This is a genomic window from Cognatundibacterium squillarum (genome assembly GCF_014652435.1).
GTDB lineage: Bacteria > Pseudomonadota > Gammaproteobacteria > Burkholderiales > Burkholderiaceae_D > Undibacterium > Undibacterium squillarum.
Map to the genome: position 1 here is coordinate 166,954 of NZ_BMYU01000003.1, position 20,939 is coordinate 187,892.

The window sequence follows — 20,939 nt, forward strand, 5'->3', positions numbered from 1 at the left end:
ACAGAAGTCCCGGCAGCGCTGTTTTAGCCCCAAATTGGCCCTGAAATGCCCCGAATGCGGTGTTCAGCACAGCGATCCGGCGGTCGTCGGCAGAAAGTCCGGGCCTCGCAAGTTCACGAATGACGATAGCTGCATACTGCGACGACCGTTTCTCAGCTTAACAGCGTCATGAATAAGCGCGCCGGTGCAGTTTGAAGCTGCCCACCAGCCGCCGCAGACTGTCGGCCTGATCCTGCAGCGAGGTCGCCGCTGCCGCTGCTTCTTCTACCAGTGCCGCATTTTCCTGCGTGATCTGATCCAACTGAATCACCACCTGATTCACCTGCTCAATACCGGTCGTCTGTTCACCACTGGCATTACTGATTTCCGCGATGATATCGCTGACTTTTTGTACGCTTTGCATCAGTTCCTGCATGGTATCGCCTGCCTGACTGACCAGACCGGAACCGCGTCCGACTTTTTCCACGGAATCATGAATCAGTTGCCGGATTTCCTGCGCCGCCGTTGCCGAGCGCTGGGCCAGCGTCCGTACCTCCGACGCAACCACAGCAAAACCGCGTCCCTGCTCACCGGCCCGTGCCGCTTCCACTGCCGCGTTCAGCGCAAGAATATTGGTCTGAAACGCAATACTGTCGATGACGGCGATGATATCCACGATTTTTTTCGAAGATGCATCGATATCGCCCATGGTGGTGACGACTTCCTGCACGACGTCGCCACCTTTTGCAGCAACAACATTCGCATCACGGGCAAACTGATGTGCTTGTCTGGCGCTCTCACTGTTTTGCCGTACCGTCGCCGTTAATTGCTCCATTGACGACGCTGTTTCCTCCAGCGCGCCTGCCTGACTTTCGGTACGCGCCGACAAATCCATATTCCCTTTGGCAATGTCTGCCGTCGCATCCGCGATCAGCTCCGTTCCCTGCTGCACCTGACCAACCAGTGTTTGTAACTGGCCGTTCATTTCCCGTAGTGCGGTCAGCAATTCGGCCGTTTCATCCTTACCGCGCACTTCGATCACGCTGGTCAGGTCACCGGAAGCCACGGTTTTGGCGACATCCACGGCGCGCCGTAAAGGCTGAGAAACCCGCTGTGCGATCAGGTAAGCCAGCACGCTGCCAATGATGAAACTGACCAGTATCGCTGCCATTATCCAGTAGCGCGAACTCTGGTAAATCTGCTCGCCTTCCAGAAACGCATCGTGGGCGCTTTTGACATTCATTTCGAGTACCTGATCCGCAATCTTCAGCATTTCTGCGTTCAGCGCAGATGATTCGGCGCGAAGTACCTTGCGGGCCCCGTCGGCATCACCGGTACGTGCCAGTGTAACAATGTTGTCGGTCTGTGCGGCGTACTGTGTCCATAAGCTTTGCGCACGGTCCAGCAATTGTTTTTCTTCTTCTGACACCGGCAGATTCAGGAAGGTCTTTTGATAGGCATGCAACTGTTCTGCGTATTCTTTCCAGTGCTGGAAATATTTATCGATGCTTGCCTGATCACCGGCAGACAACACAATCTGCATTTCCTGCGTGCGCAAGCGTGACATTCTTTCCTTGATTCCCATCGCAGCATTTACGCCGGGCATCAGATCATTGCCAAGCTGGTAAGCCGTATGATTGACTGCACCAAGTTCCCTGACGGAAAACACCCCCAGCAAAACGGTAATCAGCATCAGCACGCCAAACCCCGCATACAGCTTGGCTGCAATTTTCATATCACTAAATGACAGCATATCCCCCCCGAATGGCGCACACGCGATAACGCGATCAATAGTTAAAAATTTAACGAAACAGCCGATACAAGAATAAATTTGCTTACAGAATAGAAAAAATTTCAGCAACAGCCAGTAAAAACCACAAAATTCCACTTTTTTCACATTTTCATTTTGAGCTTGATACCGGGTCGGCATAAAGTTTGCATCTGGCGCGAAGCGCAATATAGTATTATCGGCTGGCAACTTTTTTGCCTTGTCTACAGTTCATGAACAACATGTTTAAAAAATATGGTCTGCTGGTCTGGCTGACGTTTCTGCTGGCCGGAGGTTTCATTTTTACATCGGTTGCGGGCTATCTGACGTCCAAAAATACCCTGCAGCAAAGTCTGGCGGAGCAGACGCTGCCGATCACCGGTGATAATGTCTATTCAGAAATTCAGAAAGATATCCTGCGGCCGGTGTTTGCCTCGTCGCTGATGGCGCATGACACCTTTGTGCGCGACTGGATGCTGAACGGGGAAGAAGATCAGGAACTGATCACCAAGTACCTGAAAGAAGTCAAAATCAAAAATAATGCCGTGACCAGTTTTCTGGTGTCGAACCAGACTTTGCATTATTACCATGCCGATGGCTTACTCAAAACCATCAAAGAAGGTGAGCCGCGCGATGTCTGGTTTTACCGCGTCAAAAACCTCAAGGCTGATTACGAAACCAATGTGGATGTGGATCTGGCCAATCACGATGCCGTCACGATTTTCGTCAATTACCGTATCAAAGATTATCAGGGACAGTTTCTCGGTGTGACCGGTATCGGCCTGACGCTGGATACGCTGCGCCAGCTGATCGATTCTTACCAGAAGCGTTTTGCACGCCGCATTATGTTTGCCGATGCCAGCGGCAAAATCATGCTGGCCGGTTCCGGTCACAGCCTGAAAGCCCAGCGTCTGCAGGAGGTACCGGGGCTGAATACGGTGACTCCAGCCATTCTGGCGAATAAAAAAAGCCAGTCGCTGCATCTGGAATATGCGGGTGAAAAAGGCACGGTGCTGCTGAATTCCCGCTTCCTGCCGGAACTGGGCTGGCATTTGCTGGTAGAGCAGGAGCTGGATACCGAACTGCGTCCGGTACAGAACATGCTGCTGGTGAATATCGCAATCAGTGCAGGCATTACGCTGACGATTGCCATCATCATGCTGTTCATGGTGCGCCGTTATCAGCAACGACTGGAACGCTCTGCTTCGACTGATGCACTGACCGGTTTGCTGAATCGTCAGGCTTTTGATTTCGTGTTCAAAGCAGCGATTCTGGATGCGGAACGGTCACGCCAGCCGATGTGCGCGGTGCTGCTGGATATCGACTTCTTCAAAAAAGTGAACGATAAACACGGCCATCTGGTCGGTGACCATGTGCTGAAAGAAATCGCCGCTATCGCACGCCGCTCTCTGCGTGAAAGCGATGTACTGTGCCGCTGGGGCGGCGAAGAATTCCTGATTCTGCTGAAAAACTGCACGCTGGAAAAAGCCACATCGATTGCAGAAAATCTGCGCGGCACCATTGAAGGCAATGATTTTTCCCGCACCACAGACTTACTGAAAACCCGCATGAATGTGACTGTCAGTATGGGTGTGGCGCAATGCAAAGAAAACGAAAGCGAAGACAGCGTCTTTGAACGTGCTGATCAGGCGCTGTATCAGGCGAAAGAAAACGGTCGTAACAGCGTTTATTTCGCCGAATGATGACGGGCGGCCAGCGCCGCCGTCAGCGTCACCATCGCATCGTATAACTGTCCGGCTTCCGGTTGCCAGCCATGAACAGCCGCCGATTGCTGGCGCACCAGCGCCCAGTCGCCGCGCGCTACCGGCCCGGTCAGCGCTTTTTCCGTACCGATACGGAATACATTGTCCATCGTCAGTCTGGCCAGCGGTTCCGCCATTTTCTGTGCCATATCGCGCGGAATCCCGGCCGCTTCATACGCCGCCAGCGCGGTATCCATCAGCGTGACCAGATAATTGCTCGCAAACACCGCTGCTGCGTGATACACCAGCTTATCTTCGGCGCGGATGCGCACGGTTTCAGCTGCAATCGCATGCAGACAACTTTCCAGTATCTGCAGCGCCCCCTCATCCCCTTCCAGACTGCAGACCGTCCCCGCAAATGCAGCTGCACAGGCATCTTTATCCGCAAAACTGCGCACCGGATGCAGACTGGCGATCAGTGCTCCGCAGGCCTGTACCGGCGCCAGCACTGCAGAAGCTTTGGCACCGCTGCAATGAAACACCACATCGCCGGGACGTAAGACCTGACTGTCCGCCAGTTGCTGTGCGACTGCCGCAATCTGATCATCGCTGACACTCAGCATCCACAATGAAGCTGGCGGAAAAGGCTGATCCGCAGCTTGCGGCGCACCGGCACCGATCCATGCTGCTGCCTGTGCTGCACTGTCTGTGCTGCGGTTCAGAATACGCTGCGGCTTCGCCACACCGGCCTGCCACCAGCAACGCGCCAGCACTTGTCCGACTTTACCGGCACCGATCAGATTCAGTTCACGCACAGAAACTCCTTTGATTGCAGTTGACGTGGCATTGTATGCAGTCTGCGACGCCCGAAAAAGCGATTGCCGCACCTGAGAACAAAATTTGTCCTATAGTTGTGGCAATCTGCAGTGTTGCCGGTCATTTTTTCGATTCATTATCCTGCGCCGGCATCCGCACCCATTCCCGGAGGAGATCCCGATATGAGCACAAGCAAAGTCACGCTCAGCGTGAATCAGAAACAACATCAGTTAGACATCGATCCGGCCACGCCGGTGCTGTGGGCGCTGCGCGATGCGCTGGGCATGACCGGCACCAAATTCGGTTGTGGTCAGGCTTTGTGCGGTGCCTGCACCGTGCATCTGAACGGGCAGGCGATCCGCTCCTGCATCACACCGGTCTCCAGCGTCAGCGGACAGGCACTGACCACCATTGAAGCGCTGGAAAACGATGCGGTTGGTAAAGTAGTGCAGGACGCGTGGGTGAAACATGACGTCGCGCAGTGCGGTTATTGTCAGAGCGGTCAGATCATGAGCGCAACCGCCTTGCTGAAATCGAACAAAAAACCCACCGACGCCGATATCGATGCGGCGATGTCCGGCAATATCTGCCGCTGCGGTACGTATCAGCGTATCCGTGCAGCGATCCACGATGCGGCTGCGCATCTGGCCTGAGACAGGGAGCGATCATGTTATTTGATAACCGCATGGAAATTCCCCCAGCGCTGCGTCACTTTCTGACAGAAGTTCCGCAGCCCAGCCGCCGCCTGTTTTTAAAAATGAGTGTAGCGTCCGGCTTTGCACTGGCCTGCCTGCCGGAAGCGGCACTGGCGAATGTACCGGTGAATAACAACGGTACGCTGCCAGCGAATGCGCAGCCCGGTGCATTTCTGCAAATCGACCGCGACGGACGGATTACCGTCACAGTGAATCGTCTGGAATTCGGTCAGGGCGTGCAGACCGCGCTGCCACTGATACTGGCAGAAGAGCTGGATGCCGACTGGGCCAAAGTCGGCGCGAAACTCGGCACCAATGATCCGGCCTATGCTGACCCGAAATTCGGGATACACCTCACCGGTGGCTCGAATTCGATCAAAAACTCGTTTGTGCAATACCGCGAACTGGGCGCGCGTGCGCGTGGCATGCTGCTGCAGGCAGCCGCCAAAGTCTGGAATCTGCCGGTCGCACAATTGCGCACGGAAAGCAGCAAAGTCATCGCACCGGATGGCCGCCAGCTGAGTTACGGCGAACTGGCGGACAAAGCCATGAGCGAAATGGTGCCGCAGGAAATCAGCCTCAAAGATGCCGCGCAATTCCGCCTGATCGGCAAAGCTACCAACCGTCTGGATGCGGCTGATAAATCGCATGGCCGTCAGCAATTCGGTCTGGATGTCAGACTGCCCGGCCTGCTGACGGCAGTAGTCGCCAGACCGCCGGTGTTCGGCGCATCAATACAATCGCTGGATGACAGCGAAGCAATCAAAGTCCAGGGCGTGCGTGCGATTCTGCGCATTGCCACCGACCGCGGCGGACAAGGTGTGGCGGTGATTGCCGACGGTTACTGGGCTGCGCTGCAGGCGCGTAACAAACTGAAAATCAGCTGGGATAACAGCAAGGTCACCAAGGCCGACACCACGGCACTGGTGCAGCAATACCGTGAATTGTCCAAACGCCCGGGCGCGGTGAAATGGGATGCCGATGTCAGCAAAATCGCGAAAGCACCGCACAAGCTGCAGGCGGAATTCAGCTTCCCGTATCTGGCCCATGCGCCGATGGAACCGCTGAACTGCACCGTCGCATTCACCGGTCAGAAAGCGGAATTGTGGATGGGCACGCAAATGCCGGGCTTTGACGGCATGGCAGCCGCCAAAGTGCTGGGCATCAAACCGGAAGCGGTGAAAGTGAATGCGCAGATGGCCGGTGGCGGTTTTGGCCGCCGCGCGGTGCCGACTGCCGATTATGTGGCGGAAGCCTGCGCCGTGGTGAAAGCCGCCATGGGTGCGGGACTGGATGCGCCGGTGAAAACCGTCTGGAGCCGGGAAGATGATATCCGTGGCGGCTATTACCGTCCGCTGCATCTGCACCGCGCCGAAATCGGTTTCGATCAGAAAGGCAATATTCTGGGCTGGGATCACACCATCGTCGGACAATCCATCGTCGCCGGTACGCTGTTTGAAGGCATGATGATCAAAGATGGCATCGACGGCACGATTACCGAAGGCATGCGCGATCCTTACGCCATTCCTATGCGTTTGCAGATTCATCACCCGAAAGTGAATGTGCCGGTGCTGTGGTGGCGCAGCGTGGGTTCCACCCATACCGCGTATGTGATGGAAACCCTGCTGGATGAAATTGCGGTAACAACCGGACAGGATCCGGTGGCTTACCGTTTGAAACTGATGGCAGACAAACATCCGCGTCATGCTGCGGCGCTGAAACTGGCGGTGGAAAAATCCGGTTACGGTAAGAAGCTGCCACGCGGACAAGCCTGGGGCGTGGCGGTGCATGAATCGTTTGAATCGGTTGTCGCGTATGTGGTGGTCGCCAGTCTGCAGAAAGGCAAACCGCGTCTGCTGAAAGTCACCGCCGGCGTACACTGCAATCTGGCAGTCAATCCGCGCGGCGTGGAAGCGCAGGTACAGGGCGCGGCGCTGATGGCCTTGTCCACCTGCTTACCGGGCAATGCGATCACGCTGAAAGACGGTGCGGTGGAACAAAGCAATTTCCACGACTATCCGGTAGCGCGTATTACCGATATGCCGCAGATCGCGGTACATATCGTCGCCAGCGCCGATGCACCGAAAGGCATGGGCGAACCGGGTCTGCCGCCGTTAGCACCGGCCTTCGCCAATGCACTGGCCAGACTGGATAAAAAACGTCAGCGCGAACTGCCGTTTAAGTTTGCGTAAGGTCATCGTCAGCGCGATCAGCAACCGGCCTGCGGGCCGGTTTTTTTTATCGGTTCTGACCTGCTCCGGTTACGGTGATTGTGCAGCTATCCGCATTCATCATTTCCGGAGAGCCGGACTTTCTGCCGACGACCGCCGGATCGCTGTGCAGAACTCCGCATTTGGGGCATTTTCGGGCGTTTTGAGAGCCTTACCGGCGCTTTTCAATGCTGACGCCGGCCGGCTCTACGATTGCCCCATGAAAAACGCCACCGTTGTGCGGTGGCGTTTGCGTACTGCGCGGCAGATTCGTCAGATATCGAAACGTACCGGCATCAGTTCGATTCTTTGATCAGACGACCGGATGTTTTCTGGATAGGACGTGCATTCATCGGATACAGGCGGCTGAAGATCGCCAGCTGTTCATGCGAAATTTCAACCGGTTCCTTCATCACCATCCACAACACACCTTCACTGCACGGCGGCGTGGTCAGCGAACCCATGTAGGTGTAGTACTCACGCTTGACCGGCAGCAGCAGATTCAGATCCAGCGCGGTCAGTGCCGTCATCGCTTCATTTTTTTCCAGCGGCAGATTATTCCAGACCTGCTGAATCACGCTGTGGGCTTTGCCACGTTCCAGCAAAATCGCAATCACTGCCAGACGGCCATCGATATCCTTATGTACCAGATGCACCACCATTTCAAAACTTTTACCGTTCACACGCTCTTCGGACGGTTTGTGGAAATGAAATTGCGCCAGTTCGTAACTCTTACCCATCACCGTGATGTAATTACCGGCAGCAGGATTAACCTGAATGGTGTGACCGTTATCAATCACATTAAAACCGCTGAGTTTGTAATCAAACATGATCGGTTCCAGATCGACTTTGATCCCGTCGCGGATATCAATCGGTGACTGGCGGTCGCCGCTGTCGCACTTTGCATTCGCCGGATTCATCTTGCCCCAGTTCTGCGGGCCGGTTTCGCCCTGATAGCTCCAGTGCACCGCACCGTGGCCACCCATGGCAGCCACTACTGCCGCTGAACCGTGTTCCGCTTCCTTCGGTTTAGCCGTTTCTGTGCGGCGTACCTGCGGCGCATACGCAGGCCGGACAACCGGACGCGGCGCAGCACGGGCAGCGTCTTCTTTATCCTTGCGTATCACCGCCAGCTTTTCTGCAATTTTGGCGGCCAGCTCATCCGGCTGCAGCGTTTCTTTGCTTTCCTTGGTTTCTTTGCTTTCTTTGGCAGACTTCTTACTGTCTTTTTTGTCGGAGCTGCCACCCTCCTCTTTGTCGCGGCTTTCTTTTGCCGCGGGCTTAATCGGTTTCGATGTCGCAGAAGCGGACGAATCGCTGGCCTGAGCAACGGTCGCGATCAGCATGGACACCAGCAGAGCGAGATAGCGGCGCATAATGTTCAGTATTTCTGTTAGGGAATAGTCCGGTTACGGCATTCCGCCATCAAACTTGAATGTGTTTCGCACCACAGTGCAGCACAAAGTCAGTTCTTTTACCGTTCAGGCTCTGTTATGATCGTTTTTTTTAAAAACGGCGTTTTATCATCATGGAAGCATACGATCACAAACTGGCGCAGGACGCCTTGCGTCAGACCTTACGCCAGTCCATGCTGGATGCCGCGGCACGTATTCTGCAGCAAGACGGAATTGCCGGTCTGACGGTGCGCAAGGTTGCTGAGGCTGTTAACGTCTCCACCACCCTGCTGTATTCCTGCTTCGGCGGCAAAGATGGTCTGGCGGATGCGCTGTATCAGCAGGGTTTTCATCTGTTTTACGACGCATATCTGGCACTCGGCGAACAACAGGCAGCAGTCGCACCGGGACTGGATCGCCTGCGCTGGTATGCGATGCATTACCGCCGCTTCGCCCATGAACAGAGTGCGTACTACCAGATCATGTTCGGCGATGCGATGCCGCGCTTCACACCGGGCGAAGAAGCCAGCCAGCTGGCATGGAACAGCTTCACCCCGCTGGTCACCGAATTCGCGGCCGCCATGTCGCTGGGCCAGATTCCGCAAGGCTCCGCCAGCACCGCTGCACGCCAGTTATGGGCGGCGATGCACGGCGTGGTCAGCCTCGAACTCAAAGGTTTTTATCTGCGTGATACCGACGCCACGAAGCTGTATGAGGGCGCGGTGGAAGCCGTTCTGCATTACTTACAGACGTCTCAGGAGGCATGATGAGTTACCAGTGTTTTAATCTTGATATTCAGAATAGCATTGCGCATCTGTGCCTGAACCGGCCGGATGCGATGAACACCATGCAACCGGTGTTCTTCCGCGAACTCAGCACCATCCTCAGCGAATTGCAGCAATCCGGCAAAGCCCGCGTGCTGGTGTTATCTTCCACTGGCAAGCATTTCTGCGCCGGTATGTCGCTGGATGTCTTCACCAGCGGCGGTTTCCGGATTGACGACAGCACAGCAGCAGGCCGTGCCAGTCTGGCGATGGTGGTGCAGGATATGCATCGCTGTATCAATCAGCTGGAAGAGTTGCGTATGCCAGTGATTGCTGCGATTCAGGGCGGTTGTATCGGTGGCGGTGTCGATCTGATTTGCGCCACCGATATCCGTCTCGGCAGCAGCGACAGCTTTTTCTGTATCCAGGAAATCAATATCGGCATGACGGCGGATCTCGGTACGCTGCAACGCTTACCGAAACTGATTCCGGAAGGCATTGTGCATGAAATGGCTTACACCGGTCGCCGTCTGGCAGCACAACGCGCACAGCAATGCGGTTTGCTGAACGAGGTATTTGAAACGCAGGAACAAATGCTGGCAGCTGCGATGGAAATGGCGGCTGAAATTGCCGCCAAACCGCCGGTGGCGATCTGGGGCAGCAAGCAGGCGATTCATTATGCGCGTGATCACGCTACGCACGATGCATTACAGCAAATGGCATGGCTGCAGGCCGGCATCTGGCAAAGCAGTAATCTGATGGAAGCGTTTATGGCGAAACAGCAAAAACGCCCGACGAATTTCCCGGATCTGCCTCCGCTGCAGTATTTTGCCGACAGCGACTATCCGCTGAAATAAGCACTGCACCCAGACAGCAAAAAGTAAAACAGCCGGACAATTCCGGCTGTTTTGTTATCCTGCTTTTGTTGCAGCACAGGCTGCATCAGAACATACGCTGTTTGACCTGATGCCAGACCACCAGCTTGTGATGATCGCTGGCTTTGCTCCAGCCGGTTAATTCATCAATCGTACGGAAACATCCGGCACACCAGCCTTTTTCCTGATCCATACGGCAAACGCCGACGCAAGGAGACGGCACAGCTTTGCCTTGCGGATGTTCTGCCGGTTCAAAATCGTAAAGAATATTCATCGTCTCTTAATCACTTCACTGTTGAGCAATATCGGCGAGCGGTGCGCCGGTCATTTGTTGTAATTGTTGCGGGGTCAGCGGGAAAACGGCATGCGGATGTCCGGCTGCCGCCCAGACGCGCGAATAGCGGAATAAATCCTGATCGATCAGCATAATCAGCGCCGTCGGATGCCCGACCGGACACACGCCGCCTATCGCATAACCGGTTTTTTCACGCACAAACGCGGCATTCGCTTTTCCCAGCGGACCGGTTTGAGCGGCTACTTTGTGCTCATCCACCCGGTTTGCACCACTGGCCACCACCATCACCGCCGCATCGTCTGACAAGCGCCGGAACACCACGGATTTAGCAATTTCCGCCACGCTGCACCCCAGTCCGGCCGCCGCCTCCGCCGAAGTTTTGCCGGTTTCTGCCAGCATCACCACTTCACCGCTGTGTCCAGCCTGCTGCAGACAGGCGACCACGCGCTGTACTGAATCCGGTAGATCAAGGCTTGTGCTTTCCATGCGAAAACTCCTGCTTTATCAGATGAAACATCTGGCAATGTTATCAGATTCAGTAGCAGAGAATATGCGAGCAGAAAACCGTCAGGCTGTCGGTCAGCACAGCGAAGGGCAGAAGTCGCTGGCTTACCCGCCCCAGCTTTGCAGCAGTTCGCGGTGTTCAGGCGGGTAATCCTGGGCTTTCATACCGGAACGGTATTCACTGCCACTGAGTATCGTATACACACAGCTTGCAGTGAATACGACACGGGTACGGTTGGAAGCATCGCGCTGACTCGGTACTTCCATCATCATCTGATACGACTGCTTTTCGCGCAGCATCACGGCACACTGCATTTGTATGCCGGATGCCGAAAAATTAATGACTTTGGCCGGCACAATACGTCCCGGAGCGACCTGTACGGCTGCCCGCCAGGCAACTGGCAAACGGGAAGAAGCGCGCGAATCATTCATAAACAATCAGTACAAGGGAGAAATCTGCAAACCGTAAATTGTAACAAGACTTGTGGTGATCGTGCAGGTGAGGAATGAAATGCTGATGACACAGCCATCAGCAAGCATTCTGTTGTTGCAGATAAGCAAGCATGCCGAGTCCGGCCTGACGACCGGTCGCAAGGCAGGCTGTCAGCAAATAACCACCGGTCGGTGCTTCCCAGTCCAGCATTTCACCGGCACAGAACATACCGGGTATCGCATTCAGCATCAGATGCTGATCCAGTGCATCAAAACACACACCGCCCGCCGTACTGATCGCTTCTTCCACCGGACGCATGCCGTGCAAACGCAAAGGCAGGGCTTTCAGCGCCGCCGCCAGTTGTGCTGTATCCAGCATCTGTTCGCGGCTAAGACATTCATGCAGCAAACCCAGTTTCAGTTTATCGAGACCGAGCCGGCTCTGTAAAAAAGAGGACATGGATTTCGCACCACGTCCGCTTTCCAGCAAACTGCGCACTTTGTCATTACTGAAATCCGGCAGCAAATCCAGTTCCAGTACGGCTTCGCCCTGCGCCAGCAACTGCCTGCGCAATGCGGAAGACAACGCGTAAATCAGACTGCCTTCCACACCGTGCTCTGTCATCACAAACTGTCCGCGTCGCGGCGCTTCGGCGCTGCCTGCCACTCTGGCTGCCACTGTGAGCAGCGGCGCACCGGCAAAACGGTTGCGGAAAGTGTCACTCCAGGGCCGCTCAAAACCGCAATTTGCCGGATACAAAGACTGCACCGTGACGCCGCGCGCACTCAGCAACGGCACCCACGCTGCGTCCGATCCCAGACGCGGCCAGCTGGCACCTCCGAGCGCCAGCAGTACCGTGTCTGCGCTGACCATGTGCTCGCCGTCCGGCGTCTGAAAACGCAGACTTTGCTGATCGTCACTCCAGCCGGTCCAGCGGTGCCGCATGTGAAAACGCACACCATGTTCCCGCAATCTGTGCAGCCAAGCACGTAACAGCGGTGCCGCTTTCATATCGACAGGAAAAATGCGGCCGGAACTGCCGGTAAAGGTTGCCACGCCCAGACCGTCTGCCCAGCGACAGACCGCCTGATTATCAAAGCCGGCAATCATGTCATGTAAGCGTTCTGCACGGTCGCCGTAACGCGCCAGAAACGGTGCAAAAGGCTCGGAATGCGTCAGGTTCATCCCGCCTTTGCCTGCCAGCAGAAATTTGCGTCCGGCCGATGGCATTGCATCGTAGATGTCGACTGACACACCAGCGCATGCCAGCACTTCAGCCGCCATCAGGCCAGCCGGACCGGCTCCGATAATCACAACACGGGCAGCAGAAACAGGGGAATTCGCGGACATAAGCATACAGTTCAGGCAAGGAAGTCCGACATGATACGCGTGCGTCCGTCTGCTGACCAGAAATCAGGACAGCGGAAAACGCAGTTGCACGGTCAGCCCCTGGCCGTCGTTGCCATCCAGTAAATGCAGGCTTGCACCATGCGCCTGCGCGATATTGGCCACAATCGATAAACCCAGACCACTGCCCGGAATGCTGGCATCGGACAAACGGACGAAACGCTCCAGCACCTGACTGCGCTGTGCCAGCGGAATACCCGGACCGTTATCACTGACTTCCAGTACGGCCTGCCCTTGCTGCTCACCGCAGTGCAGATGCAGATGACCGGGAGCAGGCGTGTAGCGGCAGGCATTGTCGATCAGGTTGCGCATCAGCATACTCATACTGATTGCATCCATACCGGTATAGACCGTCTGAAAATCCGTCGTCAGCGTATGTCCTGCCTGTGCAATGTCGCGCTGCCACTCTGCCGTTTGCGCCCGGCACCAGGCTGCCAGATCGGTGCGCGGCAAAGCCTGCACCGCACTGGTCTCCGGCTCTGAGCGCGACAGTGCCAGCAATTGCGTGACCAGCCTGCTGGCACGCTCTATGCTGTCGCTGAGAGCGGATTCTGCTTCCTGTCGTTCTTCCGCGTTGCGTGCACGACGCCAGACTTGCAGACTGGTTTTGACTGCCGCCAGCGGCGTACGCAATTCATGGGCAGCATCTGCGGTGAAGCGCTGCTCCCGTTCCCGGGTCTGACTGACGCGTACAAATAACTGATTCAGCGCGGCGACCAGTGGCAGAATTTCCGCCGGTGCACCCTGCGGACTGAGCGCAGAAAAATCACCGGGACGCCTTTGCGTCAGCTGATGTGCGTAATGGCGCAGACTGTTGAAGACGCGGTTAACCGTCCACCAGATACCGAGCACCAGTAATGGCGCGATCGCCAGTGCAAATGCCAGTAACTGATAGGTAAAGCGACCGGTAATATCTCGCCGGTGCGTATCCGGTTCCACCACCTGCATTTGTAAGGTATGGCTGTCATTCCATACCAGATAACTGCGCCAGCGCTGGCCCTGCATCTGTATCCAGCCATAACCGGGCTGACTGTTGAGTTGAAGAAAAGGCTGATCCGGCGCACCCGTGTTTTTATAAATCAGTTGTCCGTCTGCATCATGAATCTGGAACAGCAGATAGGTATTGTCGCGCCGGGTTGATACATCAGCGAAGCGATGGGCAGAGTGCACGCCGCGCTCCTGCATTTCATGCTCGGCCAGCGATAGCAGTAAGTGTCCGGTTTCTGCCAGCGACTGATCAAATAATTCATGGCTTTCCGTATCCGCGTTCAGATACACGACGATGGCGCTGACACCCCAGACCGTAATGGTCAGGCTCAGCAAAATGCCCAGCAGCGTGCGTCGCAATGACCAGTTTTCGCTGTGCAGGATGGAAGCAGTCGGCATCAAACATCTCCTTCCGCAGCCATGGTGTAACCAAGCGCATGTACCGTGCGTATGCAATGTTTGCTGACTTTTTTGCGCAAATGATGGATATGCACCTGCACCGCATTGCTTTCAATTTCTTCCCCCCAGCCGTACAAAGCTTCTTCCAGCTGTTCACGGGTAACCACTTGTCCGCGCCTTTCCATCAGATATTGCAAGACACAGAATTCTTTTCCGGTCAGTGCCACCACTTGCCCCTGATAACGGACTTCCCGCGCCGCCACATCCAGAGTCAGCTCACCGTGTTGCAGTATTTCATGCAAACGGCCATGACTGCGCCTGCAGGCTGCACGTATCCTTGCTGCGAGCTCATCCAGATCGAAAGGTTTGATAATAAAATCGTCTGCCCCTTCATCCAGACCGGCAATCCGGTCAGGTATCTGATCGCGTGCAGTCACAATCAGAATCGCCCCCTGATATGCACGCGTGCCACGCCGCAAGCTGCGCAGCAATTGCATGCCATCCATAGTCTGTAATCCCAGATCCAGCAGCAGACAGGCGTAATCATGGGTGGCAACCGCCGACAGTACGGTTTCCCCGCGTTGCAGCCAGTCTACCGTCATCCCCAGTTGCTCCAGTCCGATCTGAGTGATCCGCCCTAACTGGGGATCGTCTTCTACCAGCAAGATACGCATGCTTCATCCTTATTGTGTGTGCCGGATTTTCCCTGCACTGCATTATCCATTCTTCAGTTTAAGAAATCCTTAAGTTCTGCAGGACAAAATATCATCAAAATTTCCGTCCCTGCACCTGCGACGGTACTGTCCCGAAACAATTGCGTTCTATATTGATATCAACCCCATTTCCGACGATCGCCATGAAACTTAGAAACCAGCTAATCCGTCGTACCGTCATGCTGACCGCTTTGCTTGGTGCTGTCAGCCATGCTCAGGCAGACCAGGGCGTCCTGCATGTCTCCGCTGCGCAGCAACAGCAACTCGGCATACAGGTGCAAAGCCTCAGCGTCCCGGCCGCCAACACCCGTTCTGCGCCCGGCTTACGTTTATCCGGTCAGGTCATCAGCCCGCGCAACGCACAGACCATCGTCAGCCCTTTGTTGTCAGGTCACATACAGGAGGTCCGCGTCAGTGCGATGCAGGCGGTCAGACAAGGACAAGTACTGGCAACCATGATCAGCCCGGAAGCGATGAGTCTGCAACGTGAATATCTGCAACTGGCAATACAGGCAAAACTGGCGCGGGAGAAAAAAGAGCGCGATGAGAGTCTGTTTCAGGACGGCATTATCGCGCGCAGCCGGGTTGAGGAAAGCCGCGCCTTGCTGATACAGGCTGAAGCGGGTGCGCGTGAACGACAGCAAACACTGAAAGCAGCCGGCTTTCCGGATGCAGCGCTGAAACAACTTGTTCAGCAGCAGCAAATCCAGACCATGCTGGCAATTACTGCCAACAGCAGCGGCACGCTGACCGAACTGCAGTTAAAACCGGGACAAAAAATTGATGCCGGTATGCCGGTTGCAACCATCAGTAAAAACGGCGCGTTCTGGGTGGAATTTCAGGTTGCTGCAGGTCTGGCAGCGCAGATCAAATCCGGCGATCAGATACGGGTTGAAGCGTGTCAGGATGCTCTCAGAGTGACAGCTGTGGCAGCCCATGTACAGACTGAAACACAAAACCGCATTGTTCGCGCTGAGCAAAGCAAACCCGAGTCCTGCCTGCAACTGAATCAGTTTGTGGAAGGCAGACTGGAGAGCGCGCAAATTCCGGCTGCCAGCTTCGCATTACCGCGTTCCGCCATCATTCAGTTACAGGGAAAATCCTGGATCTTTATCCGTCAGCCGCAAGGCTACCTTCCGGTCGCTGTGAACATTGTTCAGCAGCAGGGCGAACAATCCTGGATACGCGCTGTACAAGAGAAGCAACTGGCAGCCGGTGTGCAAGTCGTTGTGAAGGGCATTTCCGGGCTGAAAGGTCTGATGCTGGGTATGGGTGGTGAACAAGAAGGAGACCACTGATGCTCGCACGACTGATCGCCTTTTCTCTGGCACAGCGTCTGCTGATTGCTGTGCTGACGGTTTTGCTCGCCGCAGCGGGCTACACCGCATTTCAGCGCTTGCCGATTGATGCTTTTCCGGATGTTTCCAGTACGCAGGTCAAGATCATTCTGAAAGCGCCCGGTATGACGCCGGAAGAAGTAGAAAGCCGGATTGTCGCACCGGTTGAACAGGAATTGCTGGGTATTCCGAAACAATCCATTCTTCGCTCAACCTCTAAATACGCGATTGCTGATATTACGCTGGATTTCGAAGAGGGAACGGATGTGTTCTGGGCGCGTCAGCAGGTTGGCGAACGGCTCAGCGGTGTGATGAAAGATTTACCGGCCTCCGTCAGCGGTGGCCTTGCGCCGATCACCACGCCGCTGGGTGAAATTTTTATGTTCACCATTGAAGGACCACAATCCCTGATGGAAAAACGCAGCGTTCTGGAATGGACAATACGCCCTTTGCTGCGCAATATCCCCGGCGTCGCCGATGTGAACTCGCTGGGCGGACAAGTCCGCAGCTTCGAAGTCATTCCCGATCCGGAAGCATTAGCGGCGCGTGGTTTGTCACTGGCAGCACTGGAAGCAGCCATCGAAACAAACAACCGTAACGATGGCGCGGGACGCCTGAACAGCGGTGAAGAATCCCTGCTGGTGCGCAGCGATGGCAATATCCGCACGCTGGACGATCTGAAAGCAATTGCAATCACAGAGAAACAAGGTGTCGCCATCCGTGTCGGCGATGTCGCCGAAGTCCGCACCGGTGCATTAACACGCTACGGCGTCGTCACACGTAACGGACAAAGCGAAGCGGTTGAAGGTCTGGTTCTGGCGATGCGCGGAGCGAATGCACGTGACGTCGTGGCACAGGTACGGAAGCGCCTGAACGCAGTTGCACCCAGTCTGCCGAAAGGCATGGAAATTCAAACCTTTTATGACCGTGGCAATCTGGTGGAACGTGCAACCGGTACGGTGATCAGTGCACTGGCTGAGGCCAGCGTGCTGGTAGTGATTTTGTTGTATGTGTTTCTCGGTAACTTACGCTCCGCGCTGGTGGTGACTTGCATACTGCCGCTGTCGGCACTCAGTACCTTTATCCTGATGCATTATTTCGGACTGTCAGCCAACCTGATGTCGCTGGGCGGTCTGGCAATTGCCATCGGGATGCTGGTCGATGCAGCTGTCGTGGTAGTGGAAAATATTGAAGCCAGTCCTTCAGGCGAGCAAAGCAAAGGGATACCGCGACTGCACAGTATTTACCGGGCTGTACGGGAAGTCGCCTTACCGGTGACCAGCGGCATCAGCGTGATTATGATCGTATTCCTGCCTTTGCTGACCTTACAGGGACTGGAGGGGAAATTATTTGCGCCGGTTGCGCTGACCATTATTTTTGCGCTGGGTGCCTCACTGTTACTGTCTTTGACGGTCATTCCTGTACTGGCTTCGTGGATGCTGCGTGACGGACATCATGCAACTCCCGCCATCGTGCAGAAAATGGAGGCTCTGTATCGACGTATCCTGCTATCCGCATTAGCGCATCAGCGCATCTGGATGGGTGGCGCAGTCGCCGCACTGGTCATTGCAGTAGGAATTTTTCCGTTTCTCGGTAAGTCATTTATGCCTGTACTGGATGAGGGTGACATCATTCTGCAGATCGAAAAACTGCCATCCGTGAATCTGCAGGAATCAGCACGCATCGACATGGCTGTACAAAAACGGATACTGGAAAAAGTACCGGAAGTTTCTGCCGTGATCGCCCGTGCCGGATCCGATGAACTGGGGCTGGATCCGATGGGTTTAAATGAAACAGACAGCTTTCTGGTACTAAAGCCTCATGCAGAATGGAAAGTAAAAAACAAAGCAGAACTGACAGAAAAACTGCGCGAAGTTACAGCAGATTTTCCCGGAGTCAATTTCAGTTTCACGCAGCCGATTGAAATGCGTACTTCAGAAATGCTGTCAGGTGTGCGCGGTGATCTTGCTGTCAAAATTTACGGACCTGACCCGGTTATTCTTGATCAGTTATCTGAACAGGTCAGCAAATTACTGAATGGTGTCGATGGCGCTCAGGATGTGATGCGTACCCAGAACGAAGGCGTGCAGTATTTGCAGGTTGAAATTGACCGCATACGCGCAGGCCGCCTCGGATTATCGGTTGAGCAGATACAAAATGATCTGCGTATGCTGGTTGAAGGCAAGCAAAGCGGCATTGTGACTGAAAAAGCGCAACGCTTACCTGTACTGATCAGAGGGGGTGAAAACCTGCGTATGTCGCCGGAACTGTTTGCACAGCTCCGGTTACCTGTCAGTAGCGGTATCACGATCGCTTTGTCAGAAATTGCAACGCTGAAACATACCGATGGCCCGGTGAAGGTGGAACGTGAAAATGCCTCACGTCTGACAGTGGTGCGTGCCAATGTCAAAGGCCGCGATCTGGTTTCATTTGTTGCGGAAGCACAGCGGCTTGTGGCTGAAAAAGTCAGCCTGCCTGCAGGCTACCGCGTCAGCTGGGGTGGTCAGTTTGAAAATCAGCAACGGGCCGCACAAAGACTGATGGTGGTGGTACCGGTGGCACTGGCGCTGATTTTCCTGTTGCTGTTCTCCAGTCTGCAAAGTCTGAGGCAAGCCTTACTGGTGCTCGCCAATATTCCGTTTGCACTGATCGGCGGTGTGGTGGCGCTGGGTGTCAGCGGCGAATACTTATCCGTACCCGCCTCTGTCGGATTTATTGCACTGATGGGTATTGCTGTTCTGAACGGTCTGGTCATGATCAGCTACTTCAATCAGCTGAAGGCCCGCGGTGTGGCAATTCGCGAAGTAGTCACAGAAGGTGCTGTGCGCCGTTTCCGTCCGGTGATGATGACTGCAAGCATTACTGCATTTGGTCTGATTCCCTTGCTGCTGGCTACTGGCCCGGGTTCAGAAATTCAGAAACCACTGGCGATCGTTGTAATTGGCGGTTTGCTCAGTGCCACTGCACTGACGCTGTTCCTGCTGCCTGTCTTATTTTCCCGCTTCGGTTACGCACCGGACGCACTTTCTCCATCTCAGGAAAATGTATGACAAATCTTATGCAATCTTCAGAAAACGCTGCGCTGTTGTGCTTATCCGTACCTGTAGCACTGGACGATGAAATAGCAGATTTTCTGCTCAATCATCCTGCGCTGATCAGCGGATTCACCAGCGTCAGTGCAAACGGCATGGGACCGAACAGTATTTTCGGCAGCATCATGGAACAGGTACAGGGTAAGAGCCGTCGTCAATTATTTATGAGCGAAGCGCCGCTCGGAAAAATCACCTCACTGCTGACGCTTTTACAAGACGCGTATCAGGGTGCAGATATTCATTATTGGATTACCCCGGTTTTACAAAGCGGGAGTTTGCGATGAAACCATTATATTTTTCTCACACACTGGTCACTCTGACGCTGACAGTGCTGTTTTCCTCTGCTGCCGCAGAAAATATCTCAGACAAGAAGCAAGAGACACTGTTACCTGACAGTGCACTGATACGACAGACGCTGACACAATTACCCGGTATGCGTGCCAGCCGTTTTCAGCAGGATATCGCCGATGCGCAGGATCAGAAACTGCAAAGCGGCGGACATGAATGGCAATTACGTCTGTCGCAAACCGAACGTAAAGAAACCGGCAATGTTCGCACACGGGATCAGGAGGTCAGTCTGGAGCGCCCCGTGCGCTGGTTCGGTAAAACAGAACACGACCTTCGCCTCGGTGAAAAAGGCAGGGAAGTGGCAAAAATCGCCTATGCAGACAGCTGGCATGAATCCGCCCGTACTTTACTGAACGACTGGTTTGACAGTCTGCGTACCCAGGCGGCGGTACAACAATTCGGTGAGCAATTACAACTCAGTCGCCAGTTACGTGATATTGCCGCAAAACGGGTTAAAGCCGGTGAAGCGGCCAAACTGGATCTGCAGCTGGCCGAAACCGAAGTCAGTAAACTGGAAGCGCAGTTACAAACTGCGGAAATGCAGCATGCGCGTCAGCTTGAGCTGCTGCAATATCACTATCCGGCACTGACACTTCCGGTACTGCATACCTTGCCGGTACCCAGCCCTGCCACAGCAGAGCACCGTATTGAAGCGATCATGGAAGACAATCATGAGCTGGAATTAGCAACGCTGGAAGCAGATTACGCGAAACTGCAATTGTCACGCACAGCAAAAGATGAAATGCCGGATCCTGTGATTGGCATCCGTGCCGCGCGCGAACGCAATGGTCAGGATACACTGGTCGGCTTCAGTATTGCGATTCCGCTGGGCGGACAATCCCGTCGTGCAGATACAGGTCAGGCCGCCGGTAAAGCCGGTATGGCGCAGGCGAAGCTGGATGTCGTGCGGCAAAAAGTCTGGCGCGAGGCGCTGAAAGTGACGCAACAACGCAATCAGATGTACACCATCTGGAAAGCACTGGATCAGGCGAAACGTCAGAGCGAACAGCAAAGTCAGCTGATGATGAAAGCCTATCAACTCGGTGAAATTTCCTTATCTGACAGTCTGCAAATCCGCAAGACAGCTACGGAAACTGCTTTCAGCGCACAACAGGCGCAACTGGATGCCTTATTTGCCGAAGCACGCTTCGAACTGGATGCACACCGTTTGTGGCCATTTGACGCACATCACTGAAACAGCCTGGCACCAGGCGGTGCCG

At 54.8% G+C, this 20,939-nt stretch carries 19 protein-coding genes; 10 read left to right on the forward strand and 9 right to left on the reverse strand.

Features of this window, described 5'->3' with window-relative positions; all coding sequences use genetic code 11:
- Positions 1 to 166: 166 nt before the first annotated feature.
- The gene (locus IE092_RS07875; RefSeq protein WP_308427121.1) at positions 167 to 1,732 is read right to left on the reverse strand and encodes a methyl-accepting chemotaxis protein; all 1,566 of its coding nucleotides are present in this window, start codon (positions 1,730 to 1,732) and stop codon (positions 167 to 169) included.
- 257 nt (positions 1,733 to 1,989) lie between these two features.
- Here IE092_RS07875 and IE092_RS07880 point away from each other — a divergent pair, with 257 nt between their 5' ends.
- Positions 1,990 to 3,450, forward strand: a complete 1,461-nt coding sequence (locus tag IE092_RS07880) for a sensor domain-containing diguanylate cyclase (protein WP_229793091.1) — start codon at positions 1,990 to 1,992, stop codon at positions 3,448 to 3,450.
- Here IE092_RS07880 and IE092_RS07885 read toward each other — a convergent pair.
- Entirely contained in the window at positions 3,435 to 4,265 is an 831-nt protein-coding gene (locus tag IE092_RS07885; RefSeq protein WP_189356511.1) for a Rossmann-like and DUF2520 domain-containing protein, read from the reverse strand. The two genes, IE092_RS07880 and IE092_RS07885, sit on opposite strands and share 16 nt — an antisense overlap.
- A 183-nt stretch (positions 4,266 to 4,448) precedes the next feature.
- Here IE092_RS07885 and IE092_RS07890 point away from each other — a divergent pair, with 183 nt between their 5' ends.
- From IE092_RS07890 to IE092_RS07900, 3 genes are read left to right on the forward strand one after another with little or no spacing between them, the layout of a single operon-like run.
- Positions 4,449 to 4,919 carry a (2Fe-2S)-binding protein gene (locus IE092_RS07890; protein WP_189356512.1) on the forward strand — a complete coding sequence of 157 codons (471 nt, stop codon included), beginning with the start codon at positions 4,449 to 4,451 and terminating at the stop codon, positions 4,917 to 4,919.
- A gap of 32 nt (positions 4,920 to 4,951) precedes the next feature.
- Positions 4,952 to 7,153, forward strand: coding sequence for a xanthine dehydrogenase family protein molybdopterin-binding subunit (locus IE092_RS07895; RefSeq protein ID WP_229793114.1), 2,202 nt, complete (start codon positions 4,952 to 4,954; stop codon positions 7,151 to 7,153).
- Positions 7,146 to 7,484, forward strand: coding sequence for a hypothetical protein (locus tag IE092_RS07900; RefSeq protein WP_189356514.1), 339 nt, complete (start codon positions 7,146 to 7,148; stop codon positions 7,482 to 7,484). Before IE092_RS07895 ends, IE092_RS07900 begins: the two co-directional genes overlap by 8 nt.
- Here the strand turns inward: IE092_RS07900 and IE092_RS07905 are convergent.
- Positions 7,468 to 8,547 carry a carbonic anhydrase gene (locus IE092_RS07905; protein ID WP_189356515.1) on the reverse strand — a complete coding sequence of 360 codons (1,080 nt, stop codon included), beginning with the start codon at positions 8,545 to 8,547 and terminating at the stop codon, positions 7,468 to 7,470. The genes IE092_RS07900 and IE092_RS07905 overlap by 17 nt on opposite strands.
- A gap of 152 nt (positions 8,548 to 8,699) precedes the next feature.
- Here IE092_RS07905 and IE092_RS07910 point away from each other — a divergent pair, with 152 nt between their 5' ends.
- Together IE092_RS07910 and IE092_RS07915 are read left to right on the forward strand one after the other, a co-directional pair.
- Positions 8,700 to 9,332: a TetR/AcrR family transcriptional regulator gene (locus IE092_RS07910; protein ID WP_189356516.1), complete on the forward strand. Its 633-nt coding sequence runs from the start codon at positions 8,700 to 8,702 to the stop codon at positions 9,330 to 9,332.
- Entirely contained in the window at positions 9,329 to 10,186 is an 858-nt protein-coding gene (locus IE092_RS07915) for an enoyl-CoA hydratase-related protein (RefSeq protein ID WP_229793092.1), read from the forward strand. The genes IE092_RS07910 and IE092_RS07915 overlap by 4 nt, the downstream gene beginning before the upstream one ends.
- An 85-nt stretch (positions 10,187 to 10,271) precedes the next feature.
- On the opposite strand, the gene IE092_RS07920 is transcribed toward IE092_RS07915, so the two are convergent.
- From IE092_RS07920 to IE092_RS07945, 6 genes are all read right to left on the reverse strand, one after another.
- Positions 10,272 to 10,478, reverse strand: coding sequence for a DUF1289 domain-containing protein (locus IE092_RS07920; protein WP_189356518.1), 207 nt, complete (start codon positions 10,476 to 10,478; stop codon positions 10,272 to 10,274).
- Between the two features lie 15 nt (positions 10,479 to 10,493).
- Entirely contained in the window at positions 10,494 to 10,985 is a 492-nt protein-coding gene (locus IE092_RS07925) for a YbaK/EbsC family protein (protein WP_189356519.1), read from the reverse strand.
- Positions 10,986 to 11,108: 123 nt separating this feature from the next.
- Positions 11,109 to 11,435, reverse strand: a complete 327-nt coding sequence (locus tag IE092_RS07930) for a hypothetical protein (RefSeq protein WP_189356520.1) — start codon at positions 11,433 to 11,435, stop codon at positions 11,109 to 11,111.
- 97 nt (positions 11,436 to 11,532) lie between these two features.
- Positions 11,533 to 12,792 carry a BaiN/RdsA family NAD(P)/FAD-dependent oxidoreductase gene (locus IE092_RS07935; RefSeq protein ID WP_189356521.1) on the reverse strand — a complete coding sequence of 420 codons (1,260 nt, stop codon included), beginning with the start codon at positions 12,790 to 12,792 and terminating at the stop codon, positions 11,533 to 11,535.
- A 57-nt stretch (positions 12,793 to 12,849) separates the two neighbouring features.
- The gene (locus IE092_RS07940) at positions 12,850 to 14,229 is read right to left on the reverse strand and encodes an ATP-binding protein (RefSeq protein ID WP_189356522.1); all 1,380 of its coding nucleotides are present in this window, start codon (positions 14,227 to 14,229) and stop codon (positions 12,850 to 12,852) included.
- Positions 14,229 to 14,903: a response regulator transcription factor gene (locus IE092_RS07945; RefSeq protein ID WP_189356523.1), complete on the reverse strand. Its 675-nt coding sequence runs from the start codon at positions 14,901 to 14,903 to the stop codon at positions 14,229 to 14,231. The genes IE092_RS07940 and IE092_RS07945 overlap by 1 nt, the downstream gene beginning before the upstream one ends.
- Positions 14,904 to 15,085: 182 nt before the next feature.
- Here IE092_RS07945 and IE092_RS07950 point away from each other — a divergent pair, with 182 nt between their 5' ends.
- Genes IE092_RS07950 through IE092_RS07965 form a run of 4 tightly spaced genes read left to right on the forward strand, consistent with a single transcriptional unit; the run spans position 15,086 to position 20,914 of the window.
- The gene (locus tag IE092_RS07950) at positions 15,086 to 16,240 is read left to right on the forward strand and encodes an efflux RND transporter periplasmic adaptor subunit (protein WP_189356524.1); all 1,155 of its coding nucleotides are present in this window, start codon (positions 15,086 to 15,088) and stop codon (positions 16,238 to 16,240) included.
- Positions 16,240 to 19,329: an efflux RND transporter permease subunit gene (locus tag IE092_RS07955; protein WP_189356525.1), complete on the forward strand. Its 3,090-nt coding sequence runs from the start codon at positions 16,240 to 16,242 to the stop codon at positions 19,327 to 19,329. The genes IE092_RS07950 and IE092_RS07955 overlap by 1 nt, the downstream gene beginning before the upstream one ends.
- The gene (locus IE092_RS07960; protein WP_189356526.1) at positions 19,326 to 19,655 is read left to right on the forward strand and encodes a DUF3240 family protein; all 330 of its coding nucleotides are present in this window, start codon (positions 19,326 to 19,328) and stop codon (positions 19,653 to 19,655) included. The genes IE092_RS07955 and IE092_RS07960 overlap by 4 nt, the downstream gene beginning before the upstream one ends.
- The gene (locus tag IE092_RS07965) at positions 19,652 to 20,914 is read left to right on the forward strand and encodes a TolC family protein (protein ID WP_189356527.1); all 1,263 of its coding nucleotides are present in this window, start codon (positions 19,652 to 19,654) and stop codon (positions 20,912 to 20,914) included. Before IE092_RS07960 ends, IE092_RS07965 begins: the two co-directional genes overlap by 4 nt.
- Positions 20,915 to 20,939 lie beyond the last annotated feature (25 nt).